Origin of the sequence: Rhodococcus sp. SG20037, assembly GCF_031763325.1 — a bacterium.
GTDB classification, from domain to species: Bacteria; Actinomycetota; Actinomycetes; order Mycobacteriales; family Mycobacteriaceae; genus Rhodococcus_F; species Rhodococcus_F qingshengii.
The window spans coordinates 1,776,315-1,802,281 of the sequence record NZ_CP134497.1; the positions used below are offsets into that span (position 1 = coordinate 1,776,315).

The window sequence follows — 25,967 nt, forward strand, 5'->3', positions numbered from 1 at the left end:
TCGATCCGGACCGAACCCGCTCAGACGTTCTGTTCTTTGCGCCTGGCGAGAATTGCCGCGAGCGCCCCGCCGACCGCTCCGAGCACCAGCGCCGTCGGTACGCCGATCTTGGCGGCCTTTCGTCCGGTGCGGAAATCGCGAACTTCCCACCCGCGGTTCTTCGCGAGTTCACGAAGATCTGCGTCGGGATTGATCGCCACCGGTGTCCCCACCAACGAGAGCATCGGAACGTCGTTGTGGCTGTCGGAGTAGGCGGAACAGCGCTTGAGATTGAGTCCTTCACGCACCGCCAACGTCCGTACGGCGTGCGCCTTGCCCATGCCGTGCAGGATGTCGCCGACGAGTCGGCCGGTGAAGACGCCGTCCTCACTCTCGGCGACAGTGCCCAAGGCGCCGGTCAATCCCAGTTTCTCGGCGATGACCTGAGCCAGTTCGACCGGAGTTGCCGTCACCAACCACACCTGTTGTCCGGCGTCGAGGTGCATCTGGGCCAACGCCCTCGTGCCTGGCCAGATCTTGTCGGCGATGACCTCGTCGTAGATCTCCTCGCCGAGGCGGGCGAGTTCGGCGGTGGATCGACCGGCCACGAAGGACAGTGCTTTCTCGCGGCCTTCGGCGACGTCGTCGCTACTTTCTCGGCCGGTGACTCGGAACTTGATCTGCTTCCACGCGAAATCCACCAGATCCGAGGTCTTGAGATACTTTCGTGCAGCGAGACCACGGGCGAAGTGGATGATCGACGCACCCTGCACCATGGTGTTGTCGACGTCGAAGAATGCGGCGGCCGTGAGGTCGCGCGGAACGGCCGGGGGCTCTTCGCCGGTTTCCGGTTCTGTGGGGTTGGCAGCTTCGTGCAATGCCAGAGCTGCGTCAGCGCTCGCCTCGCCGGCGAGATTGGCTCGAACTTCCGACTCACTCGGGCCCAGCGGATTCTTCACATGGCGACGTCCGGGGAGAATGACCCCGGCAAGCCCTGATCCGAATCCGGAGCCGTTCGGTAGTGATCGCGCAGGCACCCGCACCTCCCGTGTTGCATTCTCGAGCAGAGAACTCTTCGAGTCAGCCTATCCTCCGCGATGAGGCCCGATGGGTTGGATGGTGACCTTCCCTGTGGTGTGTGACGTTCCTCTCCGCCGATTTGGCACCGAGTGGGGCTCCGGAGGCACACTCGACCGATCAAGTAGATGGCGTCCCCGTAGAAGAAAGGTATGCGTCGATGACTGCAGCTACGCATGAAGTGACCCTGTTGACACGCGCAGGATGCGCGTCCTGCGTCGGCGCGGCGGAGGTCCTGCGACGGGTCTGTTCCGAGTTCGAGCTGGAATTGACGTGCATCGACGTGGACGAAGCTGCCGCGACGGATCCAGAGCTGAGAGCGGAGTACGGAGACAGATTGCCCGTCATTCTTCTCGACGGACGCGAGCACGGTTACTGGGAAGTCGACGAGGAGCGCCTTCGTGACGATTTACGCAAGTAAGGCAACCCTCAAAGTTGTCCGCGGAGCCGCTTTGCAGGTGAACGGCACATCGAACCCGTCTCGAGCAACTTTGTGCATGGGTTCACAAGCGGTTACCGTGGTGTGAACATTCCCCCGGAGCATCGTGGAGGTCGACAGTCGTGTCGACCGGACGAGGAGCCAGCGACGTGACCGAACCGCACCAGACGCATGAGCCTGTGGCTCAGCGCGTCACCGGCGCTGCGGGCTCTTCCGTCACCGACGCTTCCAGCGCCTCGGTTACCGACCCGATCGCTCAGGATCGCGTCATCCCCCAGGCTACGGTGACGCGCTTGGCCGCATACCTGCGGGTCCTCGGAGTGATGTCCGACCGGGGTACCTCCATCGTCTCGAGCGAGGAACTCGCGCAGGCGTCAGGTGTCGGATCAGCGAAGTTGCGTAAGGATCTGTCGTTCCTCGGACCCAACGGCGTCCGCGGCGTCGGGTACGACGTCAACAGGCTCCGCATCCGCATCGAGCGTGCACTCGGACTCGATCGTGGGCACAAGGTCGTTCTCGTCGGAGTCGGAAACCTCGGCAAGGCACTGGTCGGCTACGGCGGATTCAGCCGCCGCGGTTTCGAGATGGTCGGACTCTTCGACAGTGACGCAGATCGAATCGGAAGCAGAGTCGGGGATCTCGTCGTGCGCAGCACCGAGGAACTGACCGTCGCCTGCCGTGAACTGAATGCGACCATCGGCGTCATCTCCACACCGGACGAGGCAGCTCAGGGCGTGTGCGACCAGTTCGTCAGCGCCGGGCTGCGCTGCATCATGAGTTTTTCGCCGATCGCCCTCGACGTTCCCGATCACGTGGAACTGCGACGTGTAGATCTAGCCGTCGAGATGCAGGTTCTCTCCTTCAACAGTGCGCGCAATGCCGATCAGGCATCCAGCGCGCCGCGAGTACGAGTGGCTCACGCCGCATCCGCTTCGTCAGTCCCATCCACCAGTTCACCCGCTCCGGTCGGAGCAGGTTCGACAAGAAACGGATCAGTGATCGCGCCGTGAGTGTTCTGCTTGTCGGGGTCTCGCATCGAACCGCGCCCGTCCCGGTGCTCGAGCGAGTAGCTGTCACCGACACCGATCGTCCGAAGCTGATCGACAAGCTTCTGGCGTCTTCGCACATCTCCGAAGCGATGATCGTCTCCACCTGTAACCGGGTGGAGGTCTACGCGGTGGTGGACGCGTTCCACGGTGCACTCACCGAGGTCGGTGAAATCCTGGCCGACCATTCGGGTCTCGACCTGACAGCGCTGCACGCTCACGCGTACGTCCGCTACAGCGAAGCAGCCGTCGAGCACCTCTTCGCGGTGGCCAGCGGCCTCGATTCCATGGTGATCGGCGAACAGCAGATCCTCGGCCAGATCCGTTCGGCCTACGCATCTTCGGATGCGCAGCAGGCCGCCGGACGCGTCGTCCACGAACTGGCTCAGCAGGCACTGCGCGTCGGCAAGCGAGTGCATTCCGAAACCGGAATCGACTCCGCCGGAGCATCAGTCGTGTCCGTGGCTCTCGATCGTGCAGCGGGCATCATCGGTGAGGGCGGCCTGGTCGGCCGCACTGCCGTGGTTGTCGGTGCAGGCTCGATGGGCGGTCTGTCGGTTGCGCATCTCACCCGCGCCGGAATCGCACGCATCGTCGTCGTCAACCGGACACAGGAACGCGCCGAGCACCTGGCAGAGACGGCACGCTCCAACGGCGTCGACGCCGACGGTGTTGCCTTCGATCAGCTTTCGGCCGCGATGGCGCAGGCAGATGTCATGGTCACCTGTACCGGCGCGGTCGGGGCAGTGGTCACCCTGGCGGATGTGCACCGCGCACTCGCCGAGCCCGATCGCGACAACACCAAGCACCTCGTCATCTGCGACCTCGGGCTGCCGCGCGACATCGATCCCGCCGTCGCCGGCCTGCCGGGTGTGACCGTTCTCGACATGGAGACGCTGCAGCGTGATCCAGCGGCGGGCGCAGCCGCCTCCGACGCAGATGCCGCACGCACCATCGTCGCCGGCGAGCTTGCGACCTACCTTGCCGGACAGCGCCTCGCCGAGGTCACTCCGACCGTGACGGCTTTGCGTCAGCGCGCCGCCGACGTCGTCGAAGCCGAACTGATGCGACTCGATTCGCGTCTGCCCGGCCTGGACGATCCGCAGCGCGACGAGGTTGCACGCACCGTGCGACGCGTCGTGGACAAGCTGCTCCACGCCCCGACCGTGCGCGTCAAGCAACTGGCGTCGGCCCCCGGCGGCGACTCCTACGCAGCAGCGCTGCGCGAACTCTTCGAACTCAGCCCCGGATCTCCCGCGGCCGTGGCCACACCCACCGATCTGGTGGACGGCGACCGCACTGGAAGGGACCTGCAGGCATGAGCGTCACCACCCCTCGATCGGGGAGCCCGCTGCGGATCGGCACTCGCGGAAGTCTTCTCGCGACCACGCAAGCCGGTACCGTGCGCGATGCCCTCATTGCGGCCGGACATCCCGCCGAGTTGGTCATCATCAAGACCAAGGGCGACCAGTCCACCGATCCCGTCCAGAAGATCGGCGTCGGAGTGTTCACGGCAGAGCTTCGAGAAGCCTTGCTGGACAACCGCGTCGACGTTGCGGTGCATTCCTACAAGGACTTACCGACCGCGCAGGACCCGCGTTTCGTCATCGCGGCGATTCCGCCACGCGAAGATCCGCGTGACGCGCTGGTCGCCCGTGACGGTCTGGTCCTCGGGGAGCTTCCGGCCGGTTCCAAGGTGGGAACCTCCGCGCCGCGCCGTGTTTCGCAGCTGAAGGCACTCGGTCTCGGCCTCGACATCGTGCCGTTGCGGGGCAACCTGCAGCGCCGTCTCGGCAAAGTCGAATCCGGTGAACTCGACGCCGTGATCCTCGCTCGCGCCGGCCTGTCTCGTATCGGTCTGCTCGATCTCATCACCGAGAACATCGAGCCCGTGCAGATGCTCCCCGCTCCGGCGCAGGGTGCTCTGGCCGTCGAATGCCTTTCTGCCAATGCGGAATTGGCGGCGATCCTCGCCGAGCACGACGACGCGGGTACCCGGGCGGCAGTTACGGCCGAGCGCGCCCTGCTCGCCGAGTTGGAAGCCGGCTGCACCGCTCCGGTGGGAGCGATCGCGGAGATCGTCGAATCCCTCGACGACGACGGCAGAATCTTCGACGAACTGTCGGTACGCGGCTGCGCAGCCGCCATCGACGGTTCGGACGTCATCCGTACCGGCGCCGTGGGTGCGCCGGACAAGGCCGAGGAACTCGGCCGAGCGGTAGCGCGCGAGTTACTCGAACTCGGCGCCCGCGAGTTGATGAACGTGACTACAGGCGAGGCAGCCGATGTTTGACGCCCCACTTTGCACTTGCACCAAGTTCCCATTTCGATACAGCGCACTGGAGAATCACCGATGACCCGAGTCCGAAAGAACACTCCCGGACGGATCCTGTTCGTGGGATCGGGACCGGGCGACCCCGCCCTGCTCACCGTTCGCGCACGTGACGTCCTCACCGGCGCCGCAATGGCATTCACCGATCCGGATGTCGACAAGGGCGTCGTCGCACTCGTCGGGATCGACATGGGCCGCGACGAGGAGACCGGCGAGCTGATCGCGGACGTGCGTCCGGCACTCGGCGAGCCTGCCGAGGTTGCAAAGACATTGGTGCACGAGGCCAAGAACGGTCACGACGTCGTGCGTTTGGTCTCCGGCGACCCGCTGACCACGGATTCCGTGATCGCAGAGGTCACCGCAGTCGCCCGCACGCAGGTTCAGTTCGAGGTTCTCCCGGGTCTGCCTTCCGGTTCGGCTGTGCCGAGCTACGCCGGCATGGCGCTCGGCTCGGGTCACACCGAGGCCGACGTTCGCGGTGAAGTCGACTGGGCTGCTCTGGCCGCTGCACCGGGACCGCTTGTCCTGCACGCGACGTCCGGACATCTCGCCGAGACCGCCAGCGCGCTGGTCGAGAACGGCTTGGCCCCGCAGACGCCTGCTGCGATCACCGTCCGCGGTACCACTCGTCAGCAGCGAACCGTCGAGGCAACTCTCGCGACGCTCAACGAAGCCGGATCCGAACTGGTGGGCTCGCTCATCGTCACCGTCGGCAAGGTTGTCGCGCAGCGCAACAAGATGTCGTGGTGGGAATCGCGCGCTCTGTACGGCTGGACCGTCCTCGTGCCGCGCACCAAGGATCAGGCCGGCGAGATGAGCGACCGTCTGGTCACTCACGGAGCGATCCCGATCGAGGTTCCGACCATCGCCGTCGAGCCGCCTCGCAGCCCGGCTCAGATGGAGCGTTCGGTCAAGGGACTCGTCGACGGTCGCTACCAGTGGGTCGTCTTCACTTCCACCAATGCTGTTCGCGCAGTGTGGGAGAAGTTCGAAGAGTTCGGCCTCGACGCTCGCGCCTTCTCCGGTGTGAAGATCGCCTGCATCGGTGAAGCAACCGCAGCCAAGGTGCGCTCGTTCGGCATCAACCCCGAGCTGATCCCGACCGGTGAGCAGTCCAGCGAAGGCCTGTTGGCCGAATTCGCCCCGTACGACGACGTTTTCGATCCGGTCAACCGGGTTCTGTTGCCGCGGGCGGACATTGCGACCGAAACCCTCGCAGAGGGCCTGCGCGAACGCGGTTGGGAGATCGACGACGTCACCGCCTACCGCACCGTCCGGGCAGCGCCGCCGCCGGCCGAGACCCGCGAGATGATCAAGACCGGTGGATTCGACGCCGTCTGCTTCACCTCGTCCTCGACCGTGCGCAACCTCGTCGGCATCGCCGGCAAGCCGCACGCCCGCACGTTGGTCGCGTGCATCGGCCCGAAGACGGCCGAAACCGCTATCGAGTTCGGTCTGCGCGTCGACGTGCAGCCCGAGACCTCGCAGGTGGGACCGCTGGTGGAGGCTCTCGCCGAGCATGCTGCTCGTCTGCGCGCCGAAGGTGCTTTGCCGCCCCCGCGCAAGAAGTCTCGAAGGCGCTAGCGCACCCGTGAGCGGTTGAGGAGTCTGTGGACTCCTCAACCACTCACAGGTTCCGACGAAGGAGGGCTACTTCTCGTGTTTCCCACTCATCGCCCTCGCCGGCTCCGGCGCACTCCTGCGCTCCGGCGACTCGTGGCAGAGACCTCGCTCGAACCCCGGCACCTCGTTTTGCCGATGTTCGTCGCCGACGGCATCGACGCACCGCGTGAGATCAGTTCCATGCCAGGCGTTTTCCAGCACACTCTCGATTCGCTGCGGTCCGCAGCGGTGGAAGCGGTGGAAGCCGGCGTCGGTGGCCTGATGCTGTTCGGTGTCCCGAAGGCGGAGGACAAGGATCCCCAGGGGTCCGGTGCCTCCGATCCCGACGGAATCCTCAACGTCGGATTGCGCGCTCTGGCAGACGAACTCGGCGATTCGACGGTCATCATGGCCGATACCTGCCTCGACGAGTTCACCGATCACGGCCATTGCGGCGTGTTGACTGCCGGCGGCGCTGTCGACAACGACGCGACCTTGATCCGATACGTCGAAATGGCTCTCGCACAAGCTGAATCGGGTGCGCACCTGCTCGGTCCCAGCGGCATGATGGACGGTCAGGTGGCTGCGATCCGCGGTGCACTCGATGCTTCGGGGTATGTCGATGTCGGTCAGCTCGCCTATGCCGCGAAATATGCGTCAGCGTTCTACGGGCCGTTCCGTGAAGCCGTCGGATCCTCACTGCAAGGCGACCGTCGTACGTATCAGCAGGACGGCGCCAATCGCCGCGAGTCGATGCGCGAGGTAGACCTCGACGTCGCCGAGGGCGCCGACATGGTGATGGTCAAGCCTGCAATGTCCTACCTGGACATTCTGCGTGAGACCGCCGACCGGTCCCCGGTTCCGGTCGCTGCGTACCAGATCTCGGGGGAGTACTCGATGATCACCGCGGCCGCGCAGAACGGGTGGATCGATCGGGACGCGGCGATTCTCGAATCGCTCATCAGCATTCGCCGCGCCGGTGCCGACGTGGTCCTCACGTACTGGGCGTCGGAAGTTGCCGGATGGCTGTGACGGAGTCACGCATGGTGGCTGCGCCGGTATCGACCGATACGCTGGTGTCATGACCGAGCAGTGGCCGCCGTCGCGCCAGGAACCGCCCCGCCGGGAACCTCCCTACGAGAACCAGCCGTTCGAGATTCAGCCGTACCGCGAACTCGGACCGATGCCGACGGGTCAGATCCCGGGATACGGCCCCGGTTACAACGGATACCCGGGACCTGCGCCGAAACCCGAGCCGCCGACGGACGTCGTGACTGCGATTCAGTTGTGTTGGGCTGTGACGGCGCTGGGGTTGGTCCAGGGCGGCGCGATGATCTGGATGCTGCTCGGGCAGAAGTCGATGTTCGTCGACGAGATGCTCAGAAATCAGGCAGCTGTCGACGCCGGTCTGACGCGTTCCGACGTGGAGGGCATGTTCCCACTGGTCATCGTATTCTCTGCGGTTTTGGTCGTGATCGTCACCGCCGTGTTCCTTCTGTTCGTGCGCGCGATGAGTCGCGGCAAGAACTGGGCTCGAATGTTGCTGACGTTCTGTGGCGTCTTCATGCTGGTCTCCGCGATCCCGGTGATCTTCGGGCTCGGCGGAGACGGCGGCGCGGCCACTCTGCTGTTCGGCGGAGCGGAAATCCTGCAGGCAGTTGCTGCTGTCGGGGCGATCGTGATGATGCACCGAAAAGAGTCCAATCCGTACTTTCTTCGTTTCCCCCCGGCGGGGAACCGGTAGGTAGCTCGCGGTACTGTGAAACGGGTCACTGAAGTAGTAGGGGAGAGGTCGGACGCGATGAGTTCTCAGGAAGCCCTGCGTACGGAAAGCACCCACGACGCGCCACTGCGCCAACGTGGTTCACGCACCGAAGTGATCTTGTTCGCGATCCTCGGAGCCTCTGTTCTGGTGACACTCCTGATGCTCATGATTCCGGGCATCGTCAGCGGATAGCGCACACTTGAACCCGTGAGTATCTCTACGAAGGTCAGGCGCCCGACGGCTGTCGAGGCAGCATTCTGGCTGTGGATCGCCAGCGCGTTCCTGCTCATACTCTTCGGCCTGATCAATGTCACCAGCGCTTCGTATTCGTTGCGTGAGCAGTTCACCGATCAAGGCGTTTCGGCCGGAAACATCGACATCTACGTCACCTTCGTGCGGGTGTCAGGGCTGGTTCTGCTGTTGACCGGCCTCGCGATCGGCGGCCTCGCCGGTCCCACTCGCGCCGGAAGGGCGTTGTGCCGACGGATCCTGGTGATCGTGTCCGGAGTGTTCGCGGTGCTGCAGATCGCGCTGGTCGTCGCCGGGATCAGTACCGTGCTCGCGCTGGTTGTTCCCGTCATGCTGATCTGTGCCTGCGTCGCGATCTACCGCGACACCACCCGAAGTTGGTTTGCCCGTGGCTGATCGCGCGCCGGAAATCGGCCCGGACGTTCTGTACTACGAACCGGGTTCTCGGTGGTGGGCCATCGCGTTCGGTCCGATCTTCTGCCTGATCGCCTTGGTCATCGAACTGTTCACCGGCCCGGTGGTGCATTGGTTCGGTCTGGCGATGTTCGCCGTGATCCTCACCGGATTGGTCTACGTGCAGGTGATCGCAGCACGGCGGCACGCGAGCGTACTTCTGACCGCGACCACGTTGCGTCAGGGAACCGAAGAGGTGCCGATCACCGAGATCGCCGAGGTGTTCCCGGAGTCCGACGACGCTGCCTACGAGGACGAAATGGAACCGTGGGAAACGGCACGCGCGCTCGGTGAGCTGTCCGGAGTGCCCAGGCGTCGGCACGGTATCGGCTTACGTTTGACCACCGGGGGATTGGTGCGGGCGTGGGCAAAGGACGATCAGGCACTGCGCGAGGCGTTGAGTCAGGTCGTTGTGGTTGGTGTCGAACCGGACGGGTCTGCCGATGACTGAGCCACAGCCATCCCCGCGTGTCGACGTGAAGACGTGGATCGGTGTACTCGGTATCGTCGCCGCAACGATTCTGGCGGTCGTGTGCTGGCGAGCGGGTACGACGACGTCCGACTTCGGACCGATACTGGAGGGCGCTCCACCGTTCGAGAGCACGCACTACGACGGTCTCTGGATCTCGGGCGCCGGGTTGTCGATTCTGGTTGCGGGGCTGATGGCCATCGATGTCGTGCGCCGCGTCCGGGTGGGCTTCGTCGCATCGCAGTAGCCCTCATACGGGTAGGGGGTATAGTTGCGGTATGAGTAGTTACAGCCCCGAGCAGGACGATCTGCTCAAGCGCCTTCGTCGTATCGAAGGTCAGGTAGCCGGAATTTCACGCATGGTCGCAGACGACCGGTACTGCATCGACGTGCTCACCCAGGTATCCGCCGCGACGAGCGCGTTGCAGTCCGTGTCCCTGAAGCTTCTCGACGCCCACCTTGCGGGTTGCGTCGTCGAAGCTGCCAAGCAGGGTGGTCCGGAAGCGGACGTCAAGATCAAGGAAGCTCAGGCGGCCATCGCTCGCCTCGTTCGTTCGTAAGGTGTCGGTCCGTCACTCCGTGATGGACCGCGCGAGCGCCCGGGCGGAGAAGCTCACGAAGTACTCGGGTGTGACTTCTTTGGCGATGTTGATGACGATGGTGTCCGACAGGCCTTTGAGTCCGGAGAGCACGAGATGGATCAACGCGGGGTCGTCGATCAACCGGCTCCCTTCGGCTGCAGCAGATTCGGTGAGCGCTCGAATCAATGCCGAGTTGTAGACCGCTACGGATGCGTGAAGTTCCCGCATGCTTTCTCGGTCGGACCCGGCCATGCCTTCGATGTCGCGCCAAGTCGTGGTGAGTCGACCCACCCGTGCCCAGTGCCGAGCAAACTCGGAAATCATGGACTCGAGTAAGGCGCTCAGTCCCTGCTCGCGGGGGAGCGAGTTCACGAAGTCCGCCATTTCCAGCTGACTTTCGCTGAGGAGGGCGGCGAAGATGTCCTGCTTGTCGACGAAGTACTGGTAGATCAGGCCAGTGCTGGTGCCGGCTCGTTTGGCGACAGCGCGGATCGTGAGCGCGGAGTAGCCTCCTTCGTCCAGAAGCGAGATCGCCGCGTCGAGAGTTCGGCGTCGACGCACTTCGGCGTCGCCGTAGATCGACTTGCTGCTGGTACTGCTCATTTGATCACCGTAGTCGCGGTGGTCGGCATCCTCAATTCACATCGAACACTGTTCGTTGTCGAGCGCCGTCCAGAATTCGATGTGACTCAGATCATAGAATGAACATTGTTCGAAATAGAATGAACATCGTTCATTCTGGTGTTACGGTATGGCGCAGACCACATCGAGGCCAGTGCAAAGTGCTGGACACTCTGCGGTCGGCCTGACCTTTCTTCCCGTATCGATCGGGAGGTCTACACAGTTGTGGAGTACCTATGACACGCACTAACGATGAACGCGCGGCGATCGACATCGCCGCTGCGGCTGGAGAACTTCTGCTCGACCATCGGAAATCCCTCGGCGAAAACGACGGTGATGTCGCGACTTTCAAGAACGCGGCCGATCGGCTCAGTCACGAATTCATCGTCGCCGAACTTGCCCGACGCTTTCCTGCGGATGCAGTGCTGTCGGAGGAAGGGGCTGACGACCTCGCGAGGCTGGCTGCGGATCGGGTGTGGATCGTCGACCCTCTCGACGGCACCCGTGAGTACGGCGAGGCCGGACGACCGGACTGGGCCGTTCATGTTGCACTGACCGAAAACGGTGTCCTCACAACCGGTGCGGTCGCAATGCCTGCCCTTGGCGTCACCTATTCGAGCAGCGATGATCGAACCGAACGGGATGCCGCGACGCCGGTTCGAGTCGTCGTATCGCGGACGCGTCGTCCGGAACCGGTCATGCGCATGGCCGACTCGATGGGCGCGGAGTTGATCGAAATGGGATCCGCCGGAGCCAAAGCAATGGCGGTCGTCTCGGGTGAGGCAGACATCTATGCACATGCGGGCGGACAGTACGAGTGGGATTCGGCGGCGCCCGTTGCTGTCGCACGTGCTGCGGGACTGCATGTTTCGCGTATCGATGGCAGCGAACTGCGCTACAACCAGGAAAACCCGTGGTTGCCGGATCTGCTGATCTGCCGACCAGAACTCGCCCCGAAAGCACTGGAGGAACTGGGCCGATGACCGCGACACTGACGCACCTCGAACGACTCGAAGCCGAGAGCATTCACATCATGCGTGAAGCTGTTGCCCAGAGCGAGAACCCGGTGATGTTGTACTCGGTGGGCAAGGACTCCGCCGTGATGCTGCATCTGGCGCGCAAGGCCTTCTATCCGTCGAAGCTGCCGTTTCCGCTTCTGCACGTCGATACCACGTGGAAGTTCCGTGAAATGTACAAACTTCGTGACAGTACCGCTGCTGCAGGCGATCTCGATCTGATCGTCCACACCAACCCGGACTGCGTGAAGCAGGGGATCAACCCGTTCACTCACGGCTCGGCCGTCCATACCGATATGTGGAAGACCGAAGGCCTCAAACAAGCCCTCGATCACTACAAGTTCGACGCTGCATTCGGCGGCGCCCGACGTGACGAAGAAAAATCCCGCGCCAAGGAACGCATCTTCTCGATCCGATCAGCTGCGCACCGTTGGGATCCCAAGCAGCAGCGACCGGAACTGTGGCGGATGTACAACGTCCGCAAAGCGCCGGGCGAGAGCCTGCGCGTCTTCCCTCTCTCGAACTGGACCGAGCTGGATGTGTGGGAATACATACGCCAGGAAGAGATTCCGATCGTTCCGCTGTATTTTGCCGACAAGCGGCCCGTCGTCGAGCGGGACGGTGCGCTGATCATGGTCGACGACGACCGGATGCCGTTGCTGCCGGGAGAGACTCCGGAACTCAAGAGCGTTCGTTTCCGCACCCTCGGCTGCTACCCGCTGACCGGAGCCGTCGAATCGACCGCCACGAGCCTGACCGAGATCATCTCGGAAATGTTGCTCACCACCACTTCCGAACGCCAGGGACGGGTCATCGACCACGACTCCAGTGCGTCGATGGAGAAGAAGAAGCAAGAGGGGTACTTCTGATGACTGTTTCCTCGGATCTGATCGCTGACGACATCGAGGCGTACCTCGAACGTCATGCGAACAAGAGCATGCTGCGATTCATCACGTGCGGCAGCGTCGACGACGGCAAGAGCACCTTGATCGGCCGTCTGCTCTACGAATCGAAACTCGTCTTCGACGACCAGTTGACGGCGCTCGAAGCCGATTCGCGCAAGAGCGGAACCCAGGGGGAGGGGCTCGATTTCGCGCTCCTGGTCGACGGTCTCGCCGCCGAACGTGAGCAGGGCATCACGATCGACGTCGCCTATCGCTACTTCACGACCGAGCGACGCAAGTTCGTCGTCGCCGATACTCCGGGGCACGAGCAGTACACCCGAAACATGGTGACGGGCGCGTCGACCGCCGATCTTGCTGTGATCCTTGTCGATTCCCGCAAGGGGATACTGACTCAGACCCGCCGGCACTCGTATCTGGTGTCGTTGCTGGGGATCAAGCACGTGGTGCTTGCCGTGAACAAGCTCGACCTCGTCGACTACTCGCAAGAGGTCTTCGATGCCATTACCGCGGATTACGCAGAGTTCGCTCACGAGATCGGTCTGGACGGGTTCGTCGCCATCCCGATGTCGGCATACATGGGTGACAATCTCACCGAGCGCAGTGCGAATACCCCGTGGTATTCCGGACCAAGCCTGATCGAGCATCTCGAAAGCGTGGACATCGACGATGCTGCCGCCGCGGCTCCGTTCCGGATGCCGGTGCAGTGGGTCAACCGGCCGGACCTCGACTTCCGCGGATTCTCCGGCCAGATCGTTTCCGGCACCGTATCTCCCGGAGATCCCATCCGCGTGCTCCCCAGTGGAAAGACGTCCACAGTCGAGCGCATCGTGACCATGGGTGGCGACCTCGACGTTGCCGGTGCGGGCCGCTCGGTCACCATCACGCTCGCCGACGAGATCGACATCAGTCGCGGTGATGTGCTGTCCATCGGCGACAATCCGCCGGCCGTAGCCGATCAGTTCGAGGCCTGCATCGTCTGGATGGGTGAGGCTCCCATGCTGCCCGAACGGCCGTTCCTGTGCCAGATCGGTACCGTCACAGTCACTGCGCGCATCACCAAACCGAAACACAAGATCAACGTCAACACTCTCGAGAAGACCGCAACGACTACTCTCGCGCTCAACGAAATCGGTGTGTGCAACCTCAGTTTCGATCGGCCGGTCCCGTTCGACCCGTACGTCGGCAACCGTGACACCGGTAGCTTCATCCTCATCGACCGCCTTACCAACGGCACTGTCGGTGCGGGCATGATCACGCACTCGCTGCGTCGATCGGACAACATTCACTGGCAATCCGTCGACGTCGACGAGGCCGCGCACACCAGGCTCAAGGGACACCAACCCGCAGTTCTGTGGTTCACCGGTCTCTCCGGTTCGGGAAAGTCGACCATCGCGAACGATGTCGAGCGTCAACTGCACGCACTCGGCGCGCACACCTACCTCCTCGACGGAGACAACGTCCGTCACGGGCTGAATCGAGACCTCGGATTCACCGAAGCCGACCGCGTCGAGAACATCCGTCGCGTCACCGAGGTCACCCGACTGATGGCGGACGCCGGTCTGATCGTGCTCGCGTCCTTCATTTCACCGTTCGAGGCCGAGCGTCATGCCGCGCGTGAATTGATCGGCGACGAACAGTTCGTCGAAATCTTCGTCGACACCGCTCTTGCCGTCGCAGAGGAGCGAGATCCCAAGGGTCTGTACAAGAAGGCTCGACGGGGCGAGTTGGTGAACTTCACCGGAATCGATTCGCCGTACGAACCGCCGCAGAACCCTGACATTCACATCGACACCAGTGTCACGACGACCGAGGACGCTGCGATCGCGATCGTCGACCATCTCCGCGCCCGCGGAACCATTTCTTGATCCGCCTGAACACGAGGAGCATCCATGCCTGACAGGGCTGAAATAGTTTCTGCCGTAGAAGATTACGTCAAGTGTCTCGGAAGTCACGACGTCGACGGACTGGTTGCGCTGTTTGCGCCCGACGCAGTTCAACACGAACCGCTGGGGGTCCAGACCTACCGCGGAATCGACGAGATTCGCGAATTCGATACCGCGAACGCGCAGGTCGATTTCACAGTCAGCCTGCTCGGTCCGATTTCGGTGACGGGAAAGTACGCAGCCATGCAGCTTCGGGTGCAGCGCGCCGGTATCCCTGACTTCGCTGCCACCGATGTGTTCGAGTTCGACGAGAACGGCAAGATCATCTCCCTGAGTGTTGTTCTCGATCCGCAGGCGCTGTGCTGACCCATCAGGGCCTGCTGGCAGGCAAGGTTGTCGTCGTCTCGGGAGTGGGCCCGGCGCTGGGTCGTTCGATTGCGATGCAGAGTGCGGCGGCCGGAGCGAAGGTTGTTCTGGCTGCCCGCACACCCGAGCGCTTGGAATCGGTGGCAAGGGAGATTCGAGACCGCGGCGGAATCGCGTTGGCCGTCCCGACGAACCTCACCGACGTCGATTCGATCGCTTCGTTGGCGGAGACAACTGTCGCTGAGTTCGGTGCGGTGCATTGCCTGGTGAACAACGCATTTGTTCAACCCGCGCAGGTCCCGCTCCTGGACGCCGACGTGGTGTCCATCCAGTCGGGCATCGACATCAACTTGCTCGCGGCGTTGAACGTCACCAGAGAATTTGCTCCGGCATTGATCGAGTCGCACGGGTCCGTCGTGATGGTCACGTCCATGGTGTTGCGCAACCAGCTTCCCGGGTTCGGGGCCTACCGCATCATGAAATCCGGACTCCTGGCAATGGCACGCAGTTTGTCGATCGATCTCGGTCCCAAGGGCGTTCGAGTCAATTCGGTTGCTCCCGGCTATATCTGGGCGGACTCGGTCAAGAACATGTTCGAGAAGAAGGCGGCGGCGGCAGGAGTCGACCCCAAGATGATCTACGACGAGATCGCAGCGGGCGCCGATCTGCGCCGATTGCCGGAGCCAGATGACATCGCAAACGCTGTCGTCTTCCTCCTGTCCGATTCAGCGAGGGCCATCACAGGGCAATGTCTCGACGTCAACTGCGGTCACACGCACCACTGATCAACTCATACAAGGACTAGCCATGACACAGGATTACGACGGCATCGGTTCCATCGATGACCTGCACCAGGCTGCGCGCGAGGCGGCCGGGTACGAAAACTTCGGCAGCGAAAGCTATCTCGAAGGACTTCGAGTTCTCCTCGAGTCGTTCCAGAACGAGGCCGACCTCACTCCTCACGGCAAGGTGATCGCTCGAAAGATGATCGTCGGAGCGCTCGCGGGTCGCCTGACCAGTGAGGCCGGATTCGCGAAATATCCAGAGCACGTCGATGTTCCGATCGAACGCCCGATCTTCGTGGTCGGGTTGACCCGCACCGGCAGCACCGCGCTGCACCGTTTGCTCGGTGCCGACCCGGCGCATCAGGGCGCCGAGATGTGGCTCGCCGAGACGCCGCAGCCGCGCCCCGAGCGCGACAAGTGGTCGGAGAACGAAGATTACGTTCGCTCCGACGCCTTCTACCGTGCTCGCCAGCGCAACGAAGCGGACCTGATGAAGGTGCATTTCATGGGGGCGGAGGAGGTCGAGGAATGCTGGCGGCTGCTGCAGCAGACGATGCTCTCGACCGCGTTCGAGACGGTGGCGTACGTGCCGAGTTACACCCGGTGGCTGGCGGAGCAGGACTGGACCGAAACATATGCGCGGCACAAGAAGAACCTGCAGTTGATCGGGCTGCACGACCAGGACAGACGGTGGGTGCTCAAAAGCCCGAGCCATGTCTTCGCGATCGACGAGATCATGTCGGTCTATCCGGATGCACTGTTCGTTCGGACCTTCCGGGACCCGTTGACATCGATGGCGTCCACCTTCAGCCTCGTAGAGCAGGGCGGGCACGACATGTCGAGGGCCTTCGATCGTCCGGCCATCGGGCGCACGCAACTGGAGTTGTGGGCGCGAGGGAATGCGAACTTCAACAATGCCCGTAGCCGTTACAACCCCGATCAGTTCATCGACGTCGACTACAAGGACTTCATCGCCGATGCGGTCGGCACTGTCGAGAAGATCTATGCACAGTTCGCCCTGCCCTTCACAGACGACGCCCGCGCCGCGGTGGAGGCGTCGCATCAGGCCAGCCTTGCCGAGCACCGTCGTCCGTCGCATCGCTATTCGCTCGAGGATTTCGGCGTGAGCGCTGCCGACGTCGAAGCGAAGTTCGCCACCACATCCTGAAGGCCTCCGGCCCTGTGCGCCTTTTTGGTAGTGCCGACTACCAAAAAGGCGCACAGGGCGAAGCCCCAACCGAAACAAGGAGATTCACATGAATGCTGTTTGGGAAAAGTTCTGCGCAGATCTGCTCGAGGTCGGAAAGGTCCTGGAAGACGAGATCGTCCCTCAGGATCCGCTGACTCAAGCCGAGGGCGTCCGCTACCTGAGTCGGTTGCTTCGGTACGGCACGATCAACTGTGTCGAGTACACCGATCCGCGGTGGCCGCAGTTCTCGTCGGCTCCGAACCCGAACATGATGACGAAGATCGGTGCCGACAACCCGGACAACGTCTACATGCGCGCCAACATTTCCGGTAAGTACAACTACCGGATCATCGGCACCCGAGGCACCGTCCCGCTGATCACCTTCGGCTCGCGCGTAAATCGGTACCACATCGACGGCACCATGCTGCAGACCGGCGATCTGCATATCCACGACCTCGAGGTCGACGAGAACGGCCGTTTCGAGTTCATCGCGAGCGTCGACAAGCCCGATGAGGGCGCTTGGCTGCCTTTGGCGCCCGACAGCAACCTCATCTCCGTTCGGCAAACTCACCGGGATCGGCGCAACGAGGTCATCGGTGATCTGACCATCGAATGCCTGAACCCGGACGGGGAGTTCGTCCCGTTGACTCCGGAAGAGATCGGCGAGCGCCTCACCAAGTCCGTCGGGATCGTGAAGGGGATGGCGGAGACCTTCCTGGAATGGTCGCGCAAATTCCAGCCGCACACCAACGAGATCTTCGACTGGGGACAGGACTACTTCCAGGACGCCGGCGGCGATCCGACGATCTTCTACTTCCACGGTTACTGGAAGCTCGCCGAGGACGAGGCGTGGGTCATCGAGACCGAGGTTCCGAACTGCGAGTACTTCAACTTCGTGCTGCAGAACTTCTGGGTCGAGTCCCTCGACTACAACCGCACGAACATCTACATCAACAATCACACCGCGAAGCTCAACGACGACGGCACCATGACAATCGTCGTGGCGGCGAAGGATCCGGGTTATGGCAACTGGATCGACACCGATTCGCATGCTGAGGGGACATGGGCGCTGCGCTGGATCAAGGCGGACTCGCACCCGATCCCGACGTCGAAGGTAGTCAAGATCTGACACGCTGACGGAGATTGGGAACGTATGTACACCAGGAAGATTAGGTTCGGCCCTCGCTTTGTCGCGCTCGGGCTTGCCGGTGCATTGATGTTGGCCGGCTGCGCGTCGAGCAGTGGGGACAACTCGGGATCGGCTTCACCGAGCAGTAGTGGCGCAGCTGGTTTTGTGGGCGCCCCAGATGTGGGGGAGCGGATCGACGGCGGTGTTCTCACCTTCGGGTCCTATTCGTTCCCTTCCTCGTTGGACCCCACGAGAACGCAAGCAGCCGGTTCGACCGGCGGAACCGAAATGGCCGCGATTTACGACACGCTGGTACGCAGCGACTCCACAAACGGGAGCTTCGTGCCACAACTCGCGAAGACACTGTCGAACAACAGCGACTTCACTTCGTACACCGTCACTTTGGCTGATGGCCTCACCTTCAGCGACGGAAGTCCGCTCGACGCGGAAGCAGTGAAGTGGAGTATCGATCGATTCGTGGCAGGCAAGGGTGATGTATCGCAGACCTGGCTCAACATCGTGGATCGGATCGAGACGCCCGACGCCACCACAGTCGAATTCGTGCTCGAGCGGCCCTGGCGTCAATTCCCGGCGCTGTTGTCGCTCGGGCCCGGAATGATCGTTGCGCGAAGTTCAGGGGGAGAGGCAGGGTCGGTTTCAGGAACCGGGGAGGGAGCGTTCACACCGATCGGGGCGGGTCCGTTCACCCTGGCCAAGTTCGCCCCGCACGAAGAACTGGTACTCGCCGCACGCACGGATTATCAGGGCGGTAAACCTCCACTGGACACAGTGCGGTTTGTTCCCACGTCGGGTGCGCAGTCTCAGTACGAATCGTTGAAGAGCGGCCAGATCGACATGACGTACATCCTCCGCGACGAGGCCGTGATCGAACAAGCTCTCGACGACGGATACTCGGGTTACCTCAGTCCGACCGGACAGAACGGGATCGGCACGATCAACAACCGTGAGGGCAAGCCCGGGGCTGATGTTCGCGTCCGTCAGGCGATCGCCTACGGGGTGGATCCGGCGGCGGTCAATACCCGGGCGAACAACGGATTGGGCACCGCCAGTTCCGAACTGGTCCCGCAGACGTCACGTTGGTACAACAACACAGCAGGCATTCCGTTCGATCAGGTGAAGGCAAAGGCGCTGCTCGATCAAGCGAAGTCCGACGGGTACGACGGGAAACTCCGCTACCTCACCACCTCGGAGCCGAGCCAACAGGCGACGGCACTGACGGTTCAGGCGTCGCTGAACGCGATCGGTTTCGACGTCACCATCGACTACGCGACCGATGTGACCGATCTGGTTCGACGGGTATACAAGGACCACGATTTCGACATGACCAGAGGTGGCGCTCCGGTCGGAGAAGAAGCGCCGTACCTCAATTTGTACAACAGTGTGGCCAGTGATTCGAAGAACAACCCGTCCGGCTTCGCGGACCCGGAGATGGACGCGATGATCACAGCTGTGCAGACGGCATCAACGGACAATGCTGTCCGTGAGGCGATCAGCAAGGTGCAGGAGTACGCCAACGCGACTGTGCCTTACGTGATCTGGGGGCCGGCGTCGGTGTTGACCGCATGGGACGGCAATGTTCACGGCGTCGTACGCAACATCACCGACATCATGTTCTTGGGCGGCGCTTGGATCTCGCCCAACGGCGAAACGGTGGAACGATGAAGTGGTCCTTGGCCGGTGCGATGATCGACGCCCTGGAACTGTGCGAGTTGGCGCAGGTCGCCGAAGAGGTGGGGTTCGACGGAATCGCGATGCCGGATTCCGTGTTCTATCCGGAGCAGGTGTCGGCGCCGTACCCGTACACTGCTGACGGGAAGCGGATGTGGGCGCCCGAGACGCCGATGCCTGATCCGTTCATTGCCATGGCGGCGATGGCGGCCGTCACATCGCGAATTCAGTTCTACACCAACGTGTTCAAACTTCCACTGCGCGATCCGCTGTTGACTGCCAAGCAGGTCGCGACCATGGCCGTGATGTCGAGGAACCGCGTCGCTCTCGGCGTCGGTTTGTCCTGGATTCCCGAGGAATTCACCTTCACCGGTACCGAGATGCGCACCCGCGGCGCGCGTACCGACGAAGCCATCGAGATCATCAAGGCGGTGTGTGCGGGACGTGGGCCGGAATGGGTCGAATACCACGGCAAGCACTACGATTTCGACGCTCTGATGATCAGTCCTGCTCCGGAGATTCCGGTTCCGATCTACATCGGTGGGCACAGCGAACCGGGGTTGCGTCGTGCAGCCAGGCTGGCTGACGGTTGGATGTCGGTGAACACGACCAAAGCCGAATTAGCCTGCGCCATCGATCGTCTCACGGAATTGCGGGTCGAGTACGGTCGTGCCGATGTTCCTTTCGGCGTCAACGTCTCGCCGACGGATGTTCGTGATCTGGACGGATATCGCGAACTCGAGACTCTCGGAGTCACGGAAATCAGAGTTTTGCCCTGGTATCACTACGGAGTTGACTCCGGTGATCGTCAGGGACGACTCGACTCCATTCGGCGGTTTGCCGAGGAGGTCATCGCTCAGTACTGATCGATCAGCGTCTGCATCGCCCGGCCGTAGAGTTTTGCCAACTCGTCGCGATCTGCGGACTGGGGGATACTTTCGTCGCTGAGGACGCTCAACAGCCCGGACACCTGGGCGGAGACCAGGAGTGCGCGGGTGTACGCGTCTTCGCCGTCTAGACGAGCGGCGAGATTGGTGGCGAATACTCCGGTCATGTCTCGGAGTCGCTCCCGGATGCGTGGACTGTCCGACGCTCGCATGAGCGCTGTGTACACCGACAGCATCCGGGCGTCGGCCTTGCCCAGGACGAAGGCGGCGATTCGCTCACCGAGGGTGTCGAGTGGGCCGTCGAACTGGCCTTCGAAGTAGTCCGCAACCGGCGTGGTTTCCAGGAACAGTGCTTCTTTGGACCCGAAATGCCGGATGACCAGGGCCGGATCGATTCCGGCAACTTTGGCGATGGCGCGAACTGACGTGCCGCCGAACCCGTGCTCGCCGAACAGTTGGAACGCCGCGGCGCGAATCGCCTCGGATGTCGAGGGGTGCTCCTGCTCTGGCGTGTGCCTCGTGGGTGTCACGACATCGACCTCTGTGCTCGCTCGCCGACCGCGTTGTCAACGGCGTTGACTATAACGTGTCAACGGTGTTGACTGTTGAGTCTGTCAACGGTGTTGACAGCTAGATGCGGTTAGTGAAGAGAGCGTGGAATATGACAGATACCGACGTCCGAGCACCCAGCGAAGAAGTTGTCGATCCGCCGACCAATTGGAAGATGGTGGGCAGTGGACTCGCATTTCCGTTGTTCTTCGTCATCATGTTCTGCTTGTGCTACGTCAGCGCCTTCCATTCGCCGACGCCGAATCAGGCACCGATCGTGGTGGTCGGGTCGCCGTCCGTCACGGCCCCGCTGATCGACGGAATCCAGGCTTCGTCGGGTGACAAGTTCGACATCGTTGCCACAGCCAACGCCGCCGACGCACTCTCTCGGATCGACAACCGCGATGCGATCGGCGCCATCGAGATCGGTGACGCCGTGACCGCACATATCGCCACCGGCGCGGGCGCCTCGACGGTTTCCGTGGTGAGCAGCTTGGCGCATTCGGTTGCGGAGCAGACGGGGCAGCAGGTCACGGTGATCGACTCGGCGCCTGTCACGGCGCGCGACTCCTCGACTGTCGGACTCTTCTACTTCCTGATCGTCTGCACCCTCGGTGGCTACCTGACCATCACGGTGCTCAGTCAGGTTGCGCCGAGAATGCGGTTGCGAGAGCAGTATTCGATCCTGGCCGGTGCGGCGATACTCACCCCGCTCATAGCCTTCGGCATCACCAGCATCTTCATGCACGCCTTCGGGGCGTCATTCGGCCAGATCCTGCAACTGCTGGGAATCTCGATGGTTTACACGTTCACCGTCGGTGCGGTGAGCATTCTGCTCAATCGACTGCTCGGCCAAGCCGCGATCTTCGCGGTGCTGACGGTGCTCGTTTTCATCAACTTCCCGAGTTCGGGTGGTGCCATTCCGGTGTCGTTCCTGCCGGGATTTTGGCAGCACATCCATTCGTTCTGGCTCGGATCGGCAGCCATGGAGCCCATCCGCTCCGTCATCTACTTCAGTGGCAACGGCGCCGGACCGCACCTGCTCGTTCTGGGGATCTGGCTGGTCGCGGCACTCGGCCTGACCGGACTGCTCGCCTCTCGCCAGTCGAAAAAGGCAGCAGCGCACTGAGTGTGGTGGGGCCGGCGATTGCCGACCCCACCCGAACCCTTTACTTCAGCCGTACCGCGTCGGTGCCCGGTCCGTCGAGCATCGCGGACCCCAGCAGGATGTCCGGAATGCCGAACCCGTCGATCAGTGTCTCGACGTGGGGGCGCAGGGTGCGGCAACGCTCGTTGATTCCGCGCGTCACGGCCTTCGAACGCTCCACCGACAGATGCCGGTGCTCCATGAACCAGGCCTTGTCCTCTTCGATCACGGACAGTGCGTAGAGATCGCACACCTCGCCGAAGAGTTCCTTTGCGGTCTCGTCCTCACACGAGTCGATGCCGGCGACGAATGCTTCCAGGATGACGCGCTCGATGTGCGCCTGAGCGGCTTTGAGCACGTGGTCCTGCACGAAGTTGAACGCGTCGAACGGGTTCTCCTCGCGCTTCTGCGCTGCCTGCAATCGCCTTGCCGCAGTGGCGAGTAGGTACTCTTCGCGGTCTTCGAACATCTTCATCTGGGTGCCGCGATTGAAGAGGCTGCCGTCCTCTTCGTTGTCCTGGCGAGTGTCGACGATCGTCTGCAGGATCTGCTGCGCTGCCGTGCGTTTCTTGACCACGTCGGAGACCGTCGTAGCGGCGAAGCGCATCCAGTCGACCGGGCTCATGCCGCGGACTTCGTCGGCGTAGGAGGTGAGGAGTTCTTTTGCGACCAACTGCGTCAGAACGTGGTTGTCACCCTCGAACGTGGTGAAGACGTCGGTGTCCGCCTTGAGTGCGGTGAGGCGGTTCTCGGCGAGATAGCCTGCGCCGCCGCAGGCTTCGCGTGCCTCCTGGATGGCCCGAGTGGCATGCCAGGTGTTGGCGGCCTTGAGTCCGGCGGCGCGACCTTCGAGTTCGCGCTGCTCCTGCGGATCCGGGTCGTCGCTGCTCTGGATGTCGTGCATCGCGGCTACGAGTTCGTTCTGTGCGAACTGCAGAGCGTACGAGCGGGCGATCAACGGCAGCAGACGCTTCTGGTGGACGAGGTAGTCCATGATCAGGACTTCGTCGTCACTCTTCGGAGCACTGAACTGCCTGCGCTGCAGGGCGTATCGACCGGCGATGGCCAATCCGACGCGGGCGGCCGCTGCCGCGGAACCACCGACGGTGACACGTCCACGAACCAGTGTGCCGACCATCGTGAAGAAACGACGGTTCGGGTTCTCGATCGCCGAGCTGTACGTGCCGTCCTCGGCGACGTCGGCGTAACGGTTGAGTAGATTCTCACGCGGGATGCGGACCTGGTCGAAGACGATGCGGCCGTTGTCGACTCCGGGCAGTCCACCCTTGAGCCCGCAGTCGGACGTCGTGACGCCGGGGAGGTCGTTGCCGGCGTCGTCACGAATCGGCACGACAAAGCAGTGGACGCCCTGACTTTCGCCTCCGGTGATCAGCTGTGCGAACACCGCTGCGACGGTGGCGTGCTGGGCAGCGCCGCCGATGTAGTCCTTGCGAGAGGACGGAGTGGGGGAGTTGACGACGAACTCGCCCGTCTCGACGTCGTAGGTCGCCGTGGTTTCGAGTTCCTGGACGTCGCTGCCGTGACCGGTCTCGGTCATCGCAAAGCAACCGAGCAGGTCCAGATCGATCAGCGGCTTGACGTACGCCTGGTGGTGACGCTCGGTGCCGAGGTTTTCGATGGCGCCGCCGAACAGACCCCACTGGACGCCGGCCTTGACCATCAGTGAGAGGTCGGACATCGCGAGCATCTCGATGCTGGTGACGGCGCCACCCGCGTCGCCCGTTCCGCCGTGAGAGACCGCGAAACCGTTTGCGGCGTACCCGAGATCGGCGAGGACCCGCATCTGTTCGAGAGCCTTGGAGCGCGCAATGGCGGTGTTGGGTGTGTAGTGCGGAGCAAAACGTTCGTCGTTCAATTCGCCGCGAACGCGCTCACGCACCTCCCGCCAGCGTCCGTCGAGTGTTGTCCTGAGGTGGTCCGCTGTGGTGGCCATGGAACCGACGATAGCGCGTAGCGCACCGCGGGCAACCCGGTTCGATCCCAACCTCACATTCAGCAGGAGCCCGCGGCACCCGCTTCGATTCCTTGGCGGAAGAGTTCCTTCTCGCTCTCGGACATAGCCTGGTACGAAGGGTCGTTCTCGACGATCTTCAGGAAGTCGGCGCCCGCCGTCTGGGTCGACGTGTCGCCGCTCTGAACACGCTGCTGAACGTAGACGGACACCGCCGAACACCCGCCGAGAAACGCGGGGTCGGTGCTCGTCGCCGCGGTGGTTCGAGCCGAGTCGGTGGCACTCGGCGGCGACGAAACTGTCGCCTTGTCGTCGTTCGAAGCGTCCGAACCACACGATGTGAGAAGAATCGCAGCCGAGACCATCAGCGTCGTCAACAGTCGCTTCATGCCCGGAATCGTCTCACGCGGGGCCCGGTTCGACCGGAAAACTCGCCTCGAGCACCGAAGTCCTACACCCTGTCGTTGTCAGATTCGACAGAACTGGGACACTGGAAGCCGTGACTGTGTCTTCCGGTGATCCCGACGTGCATGCAACGAACTCCGCTCGGCTCTTCGAACGTGCCGGCAACGTGATTCCGGGTGGCGTCAACTCGCCCGTCCGCGCGTTCGGTTCGGTCGGCGGAACACCGCGATTCATTCGCGAAGCATCCGGCTACACCCTCACCGACGTCGACGGAAACAACTACGTCGACCTGGTGTCGTCCTGGGGTCCGATGATTCTCGGGCACGCTCACCCGGCAGTCGTCGAAGCAGTTCGCGAAGCAGCCCTCGGAGGTCTCTCCTTCGGTGCGCCGACCGAAGGCGAAGTTGCTCTCGCCGAGGAAATCGTCGCCCGCGTCGCGCCCGTGGAAAAGGTTCGTCTGGTCAACTCCGGAACCGAAGCCACGATGAGCGCAGTCCGCCTCGCCCGCGGATTCACCGGGCGGACCAAGATCGTCAAGTTCTCCGGTTGCTATCACGGCCACGTCGACGCCCTTCTCGCCGACGCCGGATCCGGCCTCGCGACGTTCGGGCTGCCGACCTCTCCCGGCGTGACCGGCGCTCAAGCAGAAGACACCATCGTCGTGCGCTACAACGATCTCGACGCGGTGGCCGCGGCCTTCGCGGCCAATCCCGGCGCCATCGCGTGCGTCATCACCGAAGCTGCCGCCGGAAACATGGGCGCCGTCGCACCGCTTCCCGGTTTCAACGAGGGTCTGCGTCGTCTCACCCGTGAGCACGGCGCACTCCTGATCATGGACGAGGTGATGACCGGATTCCGCGTCAGTGCCTCGGGTTGGTACGGCATCGACAACGTCGCAGGCGACCTCTACACCTTCGGCAAGGTCATGAGCGGCGGCCTGCCTGCCGCAGCATTCGGCGGCCGCGCCGACATCATGGGCCACCTCGCACCGGACGGTCCCGTCTACCAGGCAGGCACCCTCTCGGGTAACCCCGTAGCCGTCGCCGCCGGACTCGCGAGCCTGCGCGCCGCCGACGCCGAGGTGTACGCCAAGCTCGGCCGGAACGCGACCGCCCTCGGCGACCTCATGACCCAAGCACTCACCGCCGAAGGCGTCGAACACCGAGTGCAGTACGCAGGCACCTTGGTGAGCGTGTTCTTCACCGAGAACACGGTGACCAACTACGACGAAGCCAAAGCCGCGCAGACCTGGCGATTCCCCGCCTTCTTCCACGCACTGCTCTCCCGCGGCGTGTACCCGCCGCCGAGCGCGTTCGAAGCGTGGTTCGTCTCCGCAGCCCTCGACGATCGAGCCTTCTCGATCATCGCCGACGCCATGCCTCACGCAGCCAAGGCCGCAGCTGCTGCCGTCAAGCCCTGAGCAGTTCCAGTT

At 62.9% G+C, this 25,967-nt stretch carries 28 protein-coding genes; 23 read left to right on the forward strand and 5 right to left on the reverse strand.

From position 1 onward, the window contains the following. Window positions 1–20 precede the first annotated feature (20 nt). Window positions 21–1,016 carry an HAD family phosphatase gene (locus tag RHP72_RS08350; RefSeq protein ID WP_003941873.1) on the reverse strand — a complete coding sequence of 332 codons (996 nt, stop codon included), beginning with the start codon at window positions 1,014–1,016 and terminating at the stop codon, window positions 21–23. A 200-nt stretch (window positions 1,017–1,216) separates the two neighbouring features. Between RHP72_RS08350 and RHP72_RS08355 the strand changes: the two genes are divergently transcribed. The 12 genes from RHP72_RS08355 to RHP72_RS08410 all read left to right on the forward strand — a co-directional run bounded on the left by RHP72_RS08355 (window position 1,217) and on the right by RHP72_RS08410 (window position 9,971). Next, window positions 1,217–1,477, forward strand: coding sequence for a glutaredoxin family protein (locus RHP72_RS08355; RefSeq protein ID WP_003941953.1), 261 nt, complete (start codon window positions 1,217–1,219; stop codon window positions 1,475–1,477). Between the two features lie 140 nt (window positions 1,478–1,617). Continuing rightward, window positions 1,618–2,505: a redox-sensing transcriptional repressor Rex gene (locus RHP72_RS08360; RefSeq protein ID WP_007735314.1), complete on the forward strand. Its 888-nt coding sequence runs from the start codon at window positions 1,618–1,620 to the stop codon at window positions 2,503–2,505. Further along, window positions 2,502–3,863: a glutamyl-tRNA reductase gene (locus RHP72_RS08365; RefSeq protein WP_003941867.1), complete on the forward strand. Its 1,362-nt coding sequence runs from the start codon at window positions 2,502–2,504 to the stop codon at window positions 3,861–3,863. The genes RHP72_RS08360 and RHP72_RS08365 overlap by 4 nt, the downstream gene beginning before the upstream one ends. Then, window positions 3,860–4,834: a hydroxymethylbilane synthase gene (hemC, locus tag RHP72_RS08370; RefSeq protein ID WP_019744374.1), complete on the forward strand. Its 975-nt coding sequence runs from the start codon at window positions 3,860–3,862 to the stop codon at window positions 4,832–4,834. Before RHP72_RS08365 ends, hemC begins: the two co-directional genes overlap by 4 nt. A 60-nt stretch (window positions 4,835–4,894) precedes the next feature. Further along, window positions 4,895–6,457, forward strand: a complete 1,563-nt coding sequence (locus tag RHP72_RS08375; protein WP_003941969.1) for a bifunctional uroporphyrinogen-III C-methyltransferase/uroporphyrinogen-III synthase — start codon at window positions 4,895–4,897, stop codon at window positions 6,455–6,457. A gap of 75 nt (window positions 6,458–6,532) precedes the next feature. Continuing rightward, window positions 6,533–7,507 carry a porphobilinogen synthase gene (hemB, locus tag RHP72_RS08380; protein WP_007735309.1) on the forward strand — a complete coding sequence of 325 codons (975 nt, stop codon included), beginning with the start codon at window positions 6,533–6,535 and terminating at the stop codon, window positions 7,505–7,507. A gap of 49 nt (window positions 7,508–7,556) precedes the next feature. Then, the gene (locus RHP72_RS08385) at window positions 7,557–8,219 is read left to right on the forward strand and encodes a hypothetical protein (RefSeq protein ID WP_311094557.1); all 663 of its coding nucleotides are present in this window, start codon (window positions 7,557–7,559) and stop codon (window positions 8,217–8,219) included. A 57-nt stretch (window positions 8,220–8,276) separates the two neighbouring features. After that, the gene (locus tag RHP72_RS08390) at window positions 8,277–8,432 is read left to right on the forward strand and encodes a hypothetical protein (RefSeq protein ID WP_003941930.1); all 156 of its coding nucleotides are present in this window, start codon (window positions 8,277–8,279) and stop codon (window positions 8,430–8,432) included. A gap of 15 nt (window positions 8,433–8,447) precedes the next feature. Then, entirely contained in the window at window positions 8,448–8,885 is a 438-nt protein-coding gene (locus tag RHP72_RS08395; RefSeq protein WP_003942066.1) for a hypothetical protein, read from the forward strand. Further along, on the forward strand, window positions 8,878–9,393 hold the full coding sequence (locus RHP72_RS08400) for a hypothetical protein (protein WP_003941872.1): 516 nt from the start codon (window positions 8,878–8,880) through the stop codon (window positions 9,391–9,393). Before RHP72_RS08395 ends, RHP72_RS08400 begins: the two co-directional genes overlap by 8 nt. Then, complete coding sequence (locus RHP72_RS08405; protein WP_007735305.1) at window positions 9,386–9,658, forward strand: hypothetical protein; 273 nt, start codon at window positions 9,386–9,388, stop codon at window positions 9,656–9,658. The genes RHP72_RS08400 and RHP72_RS08405 overlap by 8 nt, the downstream gene beginning before the upstream one ends. Before the next feature lie 31 nt (window positions 9,659–9,689). Next, window positions 9,690–9,971, forward strand: coding sequence for a metal-sensitive transcriptional regulator (locus tag RHP72_RS08410; RefSeq protein ID WP_003942012.1), 282 nt, complete (start codon window positions 9,690–9,692; stop codon window positions 9,969–9,971). Window positions 9,972–9,983: 12 nt separating this feature from the next. Here RHP72_RS08410 and RHP72_RS08415 read toward each other — a convergent pair whose 3' ends face one another. Continuing rightward, entirely contained in the window at window positions 9,984–10,595 is a 612-nt protein-coding gene (locus RHP72_RS08415; protein WP_003942004.1) for a TetR/AcrR family transcriptional regulator, read from the reverse strand. A 254-nt stretch (window positions 10,596–10,849) separates the two neighbouring features. On the opposite strand from RHP72_RS08415, the gene RHP72_RS08420 reads away from it, so the two are divergent. The 9 genes from RHP72_RS08420 (at window position 10,850) to RHP72_RS08460 (ending at window position 20,441) form a co-directional block, all read left to right on the forward strand. Further along, window positions 10,850–11,596 (forward strand): 3'(2'),5'-bisphosphate nucleotidase CysQ, encoded by a 747-nt coding sequence (locus RHP72_RS08420; protein ID WP_064074197.1) that lies wholly within the window; start codon window positions 10,850–10,852, stop codon window positions 11,594–11,596. Then, window positions 11,593–12,498: a sulfate adenylyltransferase subunit CysD gene (gene cysD / locus RHP72_RS08425; RefSeq protein ID WP_019744365.1), complete on the forward strand. Its 906-nt coding sequence runs from the start codon at window positions 11,593–11,595 to the stop codon at window positions 12,496–12,498. Before RHP72_RS08420 ends, cysD begins: the two co-directional genes overlap by 4 nt. Further along, window positions 12,498–14,399: a sulfate adenylyltransferase subunit CysN gene (gene cysN / locus RHP72_RS08430; RefSeq protein WP_007735300.1), complete on the forward strand. Its 1,902-nt coding sequence runs from the start codon at window positions 12,498–12,500 to the stop codon at window positions 14,397–14,399. Before cysD ends, cysN begins: the two co-directional genes overlap by 1 nt. A gap of 24 nt (window positions 14,400–14,423) precedes the next feature. Then, window positions 14,424–14,783: a nuclear transport factor 2 family protein gene (locus RHP72_RS08435; RefSeq protein ID WP_003942015.1), complete on the forward strand. Its 360-nt coding sequence runs from the start codon at window positions 14,424–14,426 to the stop codon at window positions 14,781–14,783. Beyond that, entirely contained in the window at window positions 14,777–15,568 is a 792-nt protein-coding gene (locus tag RHP72_RS08440) for an SDR family oxidoreductase (RefSeq protein WP_064688324.1), read from the forward strand. Before RHP72_RS08435 ends, RHP72_RS08440 begins: the two co-directional genes overlap by 7 nt. 22 nt (window positions 15,569–15,590) lie before the next feature. Further along, a complete protein-coding gene (locus RHP72_RS08445) occupies window positions 15,591–16,736 on the forward strand; it encodes a sulfotransferase (protein ID WP_311094558.1) in 1,146 nt (381 codons plus the stop codon). Window positions 16,737–16,824: 88 nt separating this feature from the next. Continuing rightward, window positions 16,825–17,886 carry a DUF1214 domain-containing protein gene (locus RHP72_RS08450; protein WP_064113988.1) on the forward strand — a complete coding sequence of 354 codons (1,062 nt, stop codon included), beginning with the start codon at window positions 16,825–16,827 and terminating at the stop codon, window positions 17,884–17,886. Window positions 17,887–17,910: 24 nt separating this feature from the next. Continuing rightward, window positions 17,911–19,569 carry an ABC transporter substrate-binding protein gene (locus tag RHP72_RS08455; protein WP_083059017.1) on the forward strand — a complete coding sequence of 553 codons (1,659 nt, stop codon included), beginning with the start codon at window positions 17,911–17,913 and terminating at the stop codon, window positions 19,567–19,569. Continuing rightward, on the forward strand, window positions 19,566–20,441 hold the full coding sequence (locus RHP72_RS08460) for a TIGR03619 family F420-dependent LLM class oxidoreductase (protein WP_007735289.1): 876 nt from the start codon (window positions 19,566–19,568) through the stop codon (window positions 20,439–20,441). Before RHP72_RS08455 ends, RHP72_RS08460 begins: the two co-directional genes overlap by 4 nt. Here RHP72_RS08460 and RHP72_RS08465 read toward each other — a convergent pair. After that, window positions 20,432–20,992 carry a TetR family transcriptional regulator gene (locus RHP72_RS08465; RefSeq protein WP_007735287.1) on the reverse strand — a complete coding sequence of 187 codons (561 nt, stop codon included), beginning with the start codon at window positions 20,990–20,992 and terminating at the stop codon, window positions 20,432–20,434. The genes RHP72_RS08460 and RHP72_RS08465 overlap by 10 nt on opposite strands. 131 nt (window positions 20,993–21,123) lie before the next feature. On the opposite strand from RHP72_RS08465, the gene RHP72_RS08470 reads away from it, so the two are divergent. Next, on the forward strand, window positions 21,124–22,140 hold the full coding sequence (locus RHP72_RS08470; RefSeq protein ID WP_311094559.1) for a hypothetical protein: 1,017 nt from the start codon (window positions 21,124–21,126) through the stop codon (window positions 22,138–22,140). 40 nt (window positions 22,141–22,180) lie between these two features. Here RHP72_RS08470 and RHP72_RS08475 read toward each other — a convergent pair whose 3' ends face one another. After that, window positions 22,181–24,112: an acyl-CoA dehydrogenase gene (locus tag RHP72_RS08475; protein WP_024487810.1), complete on the reverse strand. Its 1,932-nt coding sequence runs from the start codon at window positions 24,110–24,112 to the stop codon at window positions 22,181–22,183. Window positions 24,113–24,171: 59 nt separating this feature from the next. Further along, window positions 24,172–24,519: a hypothetical protein gene (locus RHP72_RS08480; protein WP_007735283.1), complete on the reverse strand. Its 348-nt coding sequence runs from the start codon at window positions 24,517–24,519 to the stop codon at window positions 24,172–24,174. Between the two features lie 110 nt (window positions 24,520–24,629). Between RHP72_RS08480 and hemL the strand changes: the two genes are divergently transcribed. Next, window positions 24,630–25,955, forward strand: coding sequence for a glutamate-1-semialdehyde 2,1-aminomutase (hemL, locus tag RHP72_RS08485; protein WP_037129903.1), 1,326 nt, complete (start codon window positions 24,630–24,632; stop codon window positions 25,953–25,955). The last annotated feature ends 12 nt before the right edge of the window (window positions 25,956–25,967 follow it).

Excerpts from the sequence above, each read along its gene's own strand:
- RHP72_RS08355 (WP_003941953.1), top strand. The coding sequence starts at position 1,217 with ATGACTGCAGCTACGCATGAAGTGACCCTGTTGACACGCGCAGGATGC.
- hemC (WP_019744374.1), top strand. The coding sequence starts at position 3,860 with ATGAGCGTCACCACCCCTCGATCGGGGAGCCCGCTGCGGATCGGCACT.
- RHP72_RS08375 (WP_003941969.1), top strand. The coding sequence starts at position 4,895 with ATGACCCGAGTCCGAAAGAACACTCCCGGACGGATCCTGTTCGTGGGA.
- RHP72_RS08385 (WP_311094557.1), top strand. The coding sequence starts at position 7,557 with ATGACCGAGCAGTGGCCGCCGTCGCGCCAGGAACCGCCCCGCCGGGAA.
- RHP72_RS08390 (WP_003941930.1), top strand. The coding sequence starts at position 8,277 with ATGAGTTCTCAGGAAGCCCTGCGTACGGAAAGCACCCACGACGCGCCA.
- RHP72_RS08405 (WP_007735305.1), top strand. The coding sequence starts at position 9,386 with ATGACTGAGCCACAGCCATCCCCGCGTGTCGACGTGAAGACGTGGATC.
- RHP72_RS08410 (WP_003942012.1), top strand. The coding sequence starts at position 9,690 with ATGAGTAGTTACAGCCCCGAGCAGGACGATCTGCTCAAGCGCCTTCGT.
- RHP72_RS08415 (WP_003942004.1), bottom strand. The coding sequence starts at position 10,595 with ATGAGCAGTACCAGCAGCAAGTCGATCTACGGCGACGCCGAAGTGCGT.
- RHP72_RS08420 (WP_064074197.1), top strand. The coding sequence starts at position 10,850 with ATGACACGCACTAACGATGAACGCGCGGCGATCGACATCGCCGCTGCG.
- cysD (WP_019744365.1), top strand. The coding sequence starts at position 11,593 with ATGACCGCGACACTGACGCACCTCGAACGACTCGAAGCCGAGAGCATT.
- cysN (WP_007735300.1), top strand. The coding sequence starts at position 12,498 with ATGACTGTTTCCTCGGATCTGATCGCTGACGACATCGAGGCGTACCTC.
- RHP72_RS08435 (WP_003942015.1), top strand. The coding sequence starts at position 14,424 with ATGCCTGACAGGGCTGAAATAGTTTCTGCCGTAGAAGATTACGTCAAG.
- RHP72_RS08445 (WP_311094558.1), top strand. The coding sequence starts at position 15,591 with ATGACACAGGATTACGACGGCATCGGTTCCATCGATGACCTGCACCAG.
- RHP72_RS08450 (WP_064113988.1), top strand. The coding sequence starts at position 16,825 with ATGAATGCTGTTTGGGAAAAGTTCTGCGCAGATCTGCTCGAGGTCGGA.
- RHP72_RS08455 (WP_083059017.1), top strand. The coding sequence starts at position 17,911 with ATGTACACCAGGAAGATTAGGTTCGGCCCTCGCTTTGTCGCGCTCGGG.
- RHP72_RS08460 (WP_007735289.1), top strand. The coding sequence starts at position 19,566 with ATGAAGTGGTCCTTGGCCGGTGCGATGATCGACGCCCTGGAACTGTGC.
- RHP72_RS08470 (WP_311094559.1), top strand. The coding sequence starts at position 21,124 with ATGACAGATACCGACGTCCGAGCACCCAGCGAAGAAGTTGTCGATCCG.
- RHP72_RS08475 (WP_024487810.1), bottom strand. The coding sequence starts at position 24,112 with ATGGCCACCACAGCGGACCACCTCAGGACAACACTCGACGGACGCTGG.
- RHP72_RS08480 (WP_007735283.1), bottom strand. The coding sequence starts at position 24,519 with ATGAAGCGACTGTTGACGACGCTGATGGTCTCGGCTGCGATTCTTCTC.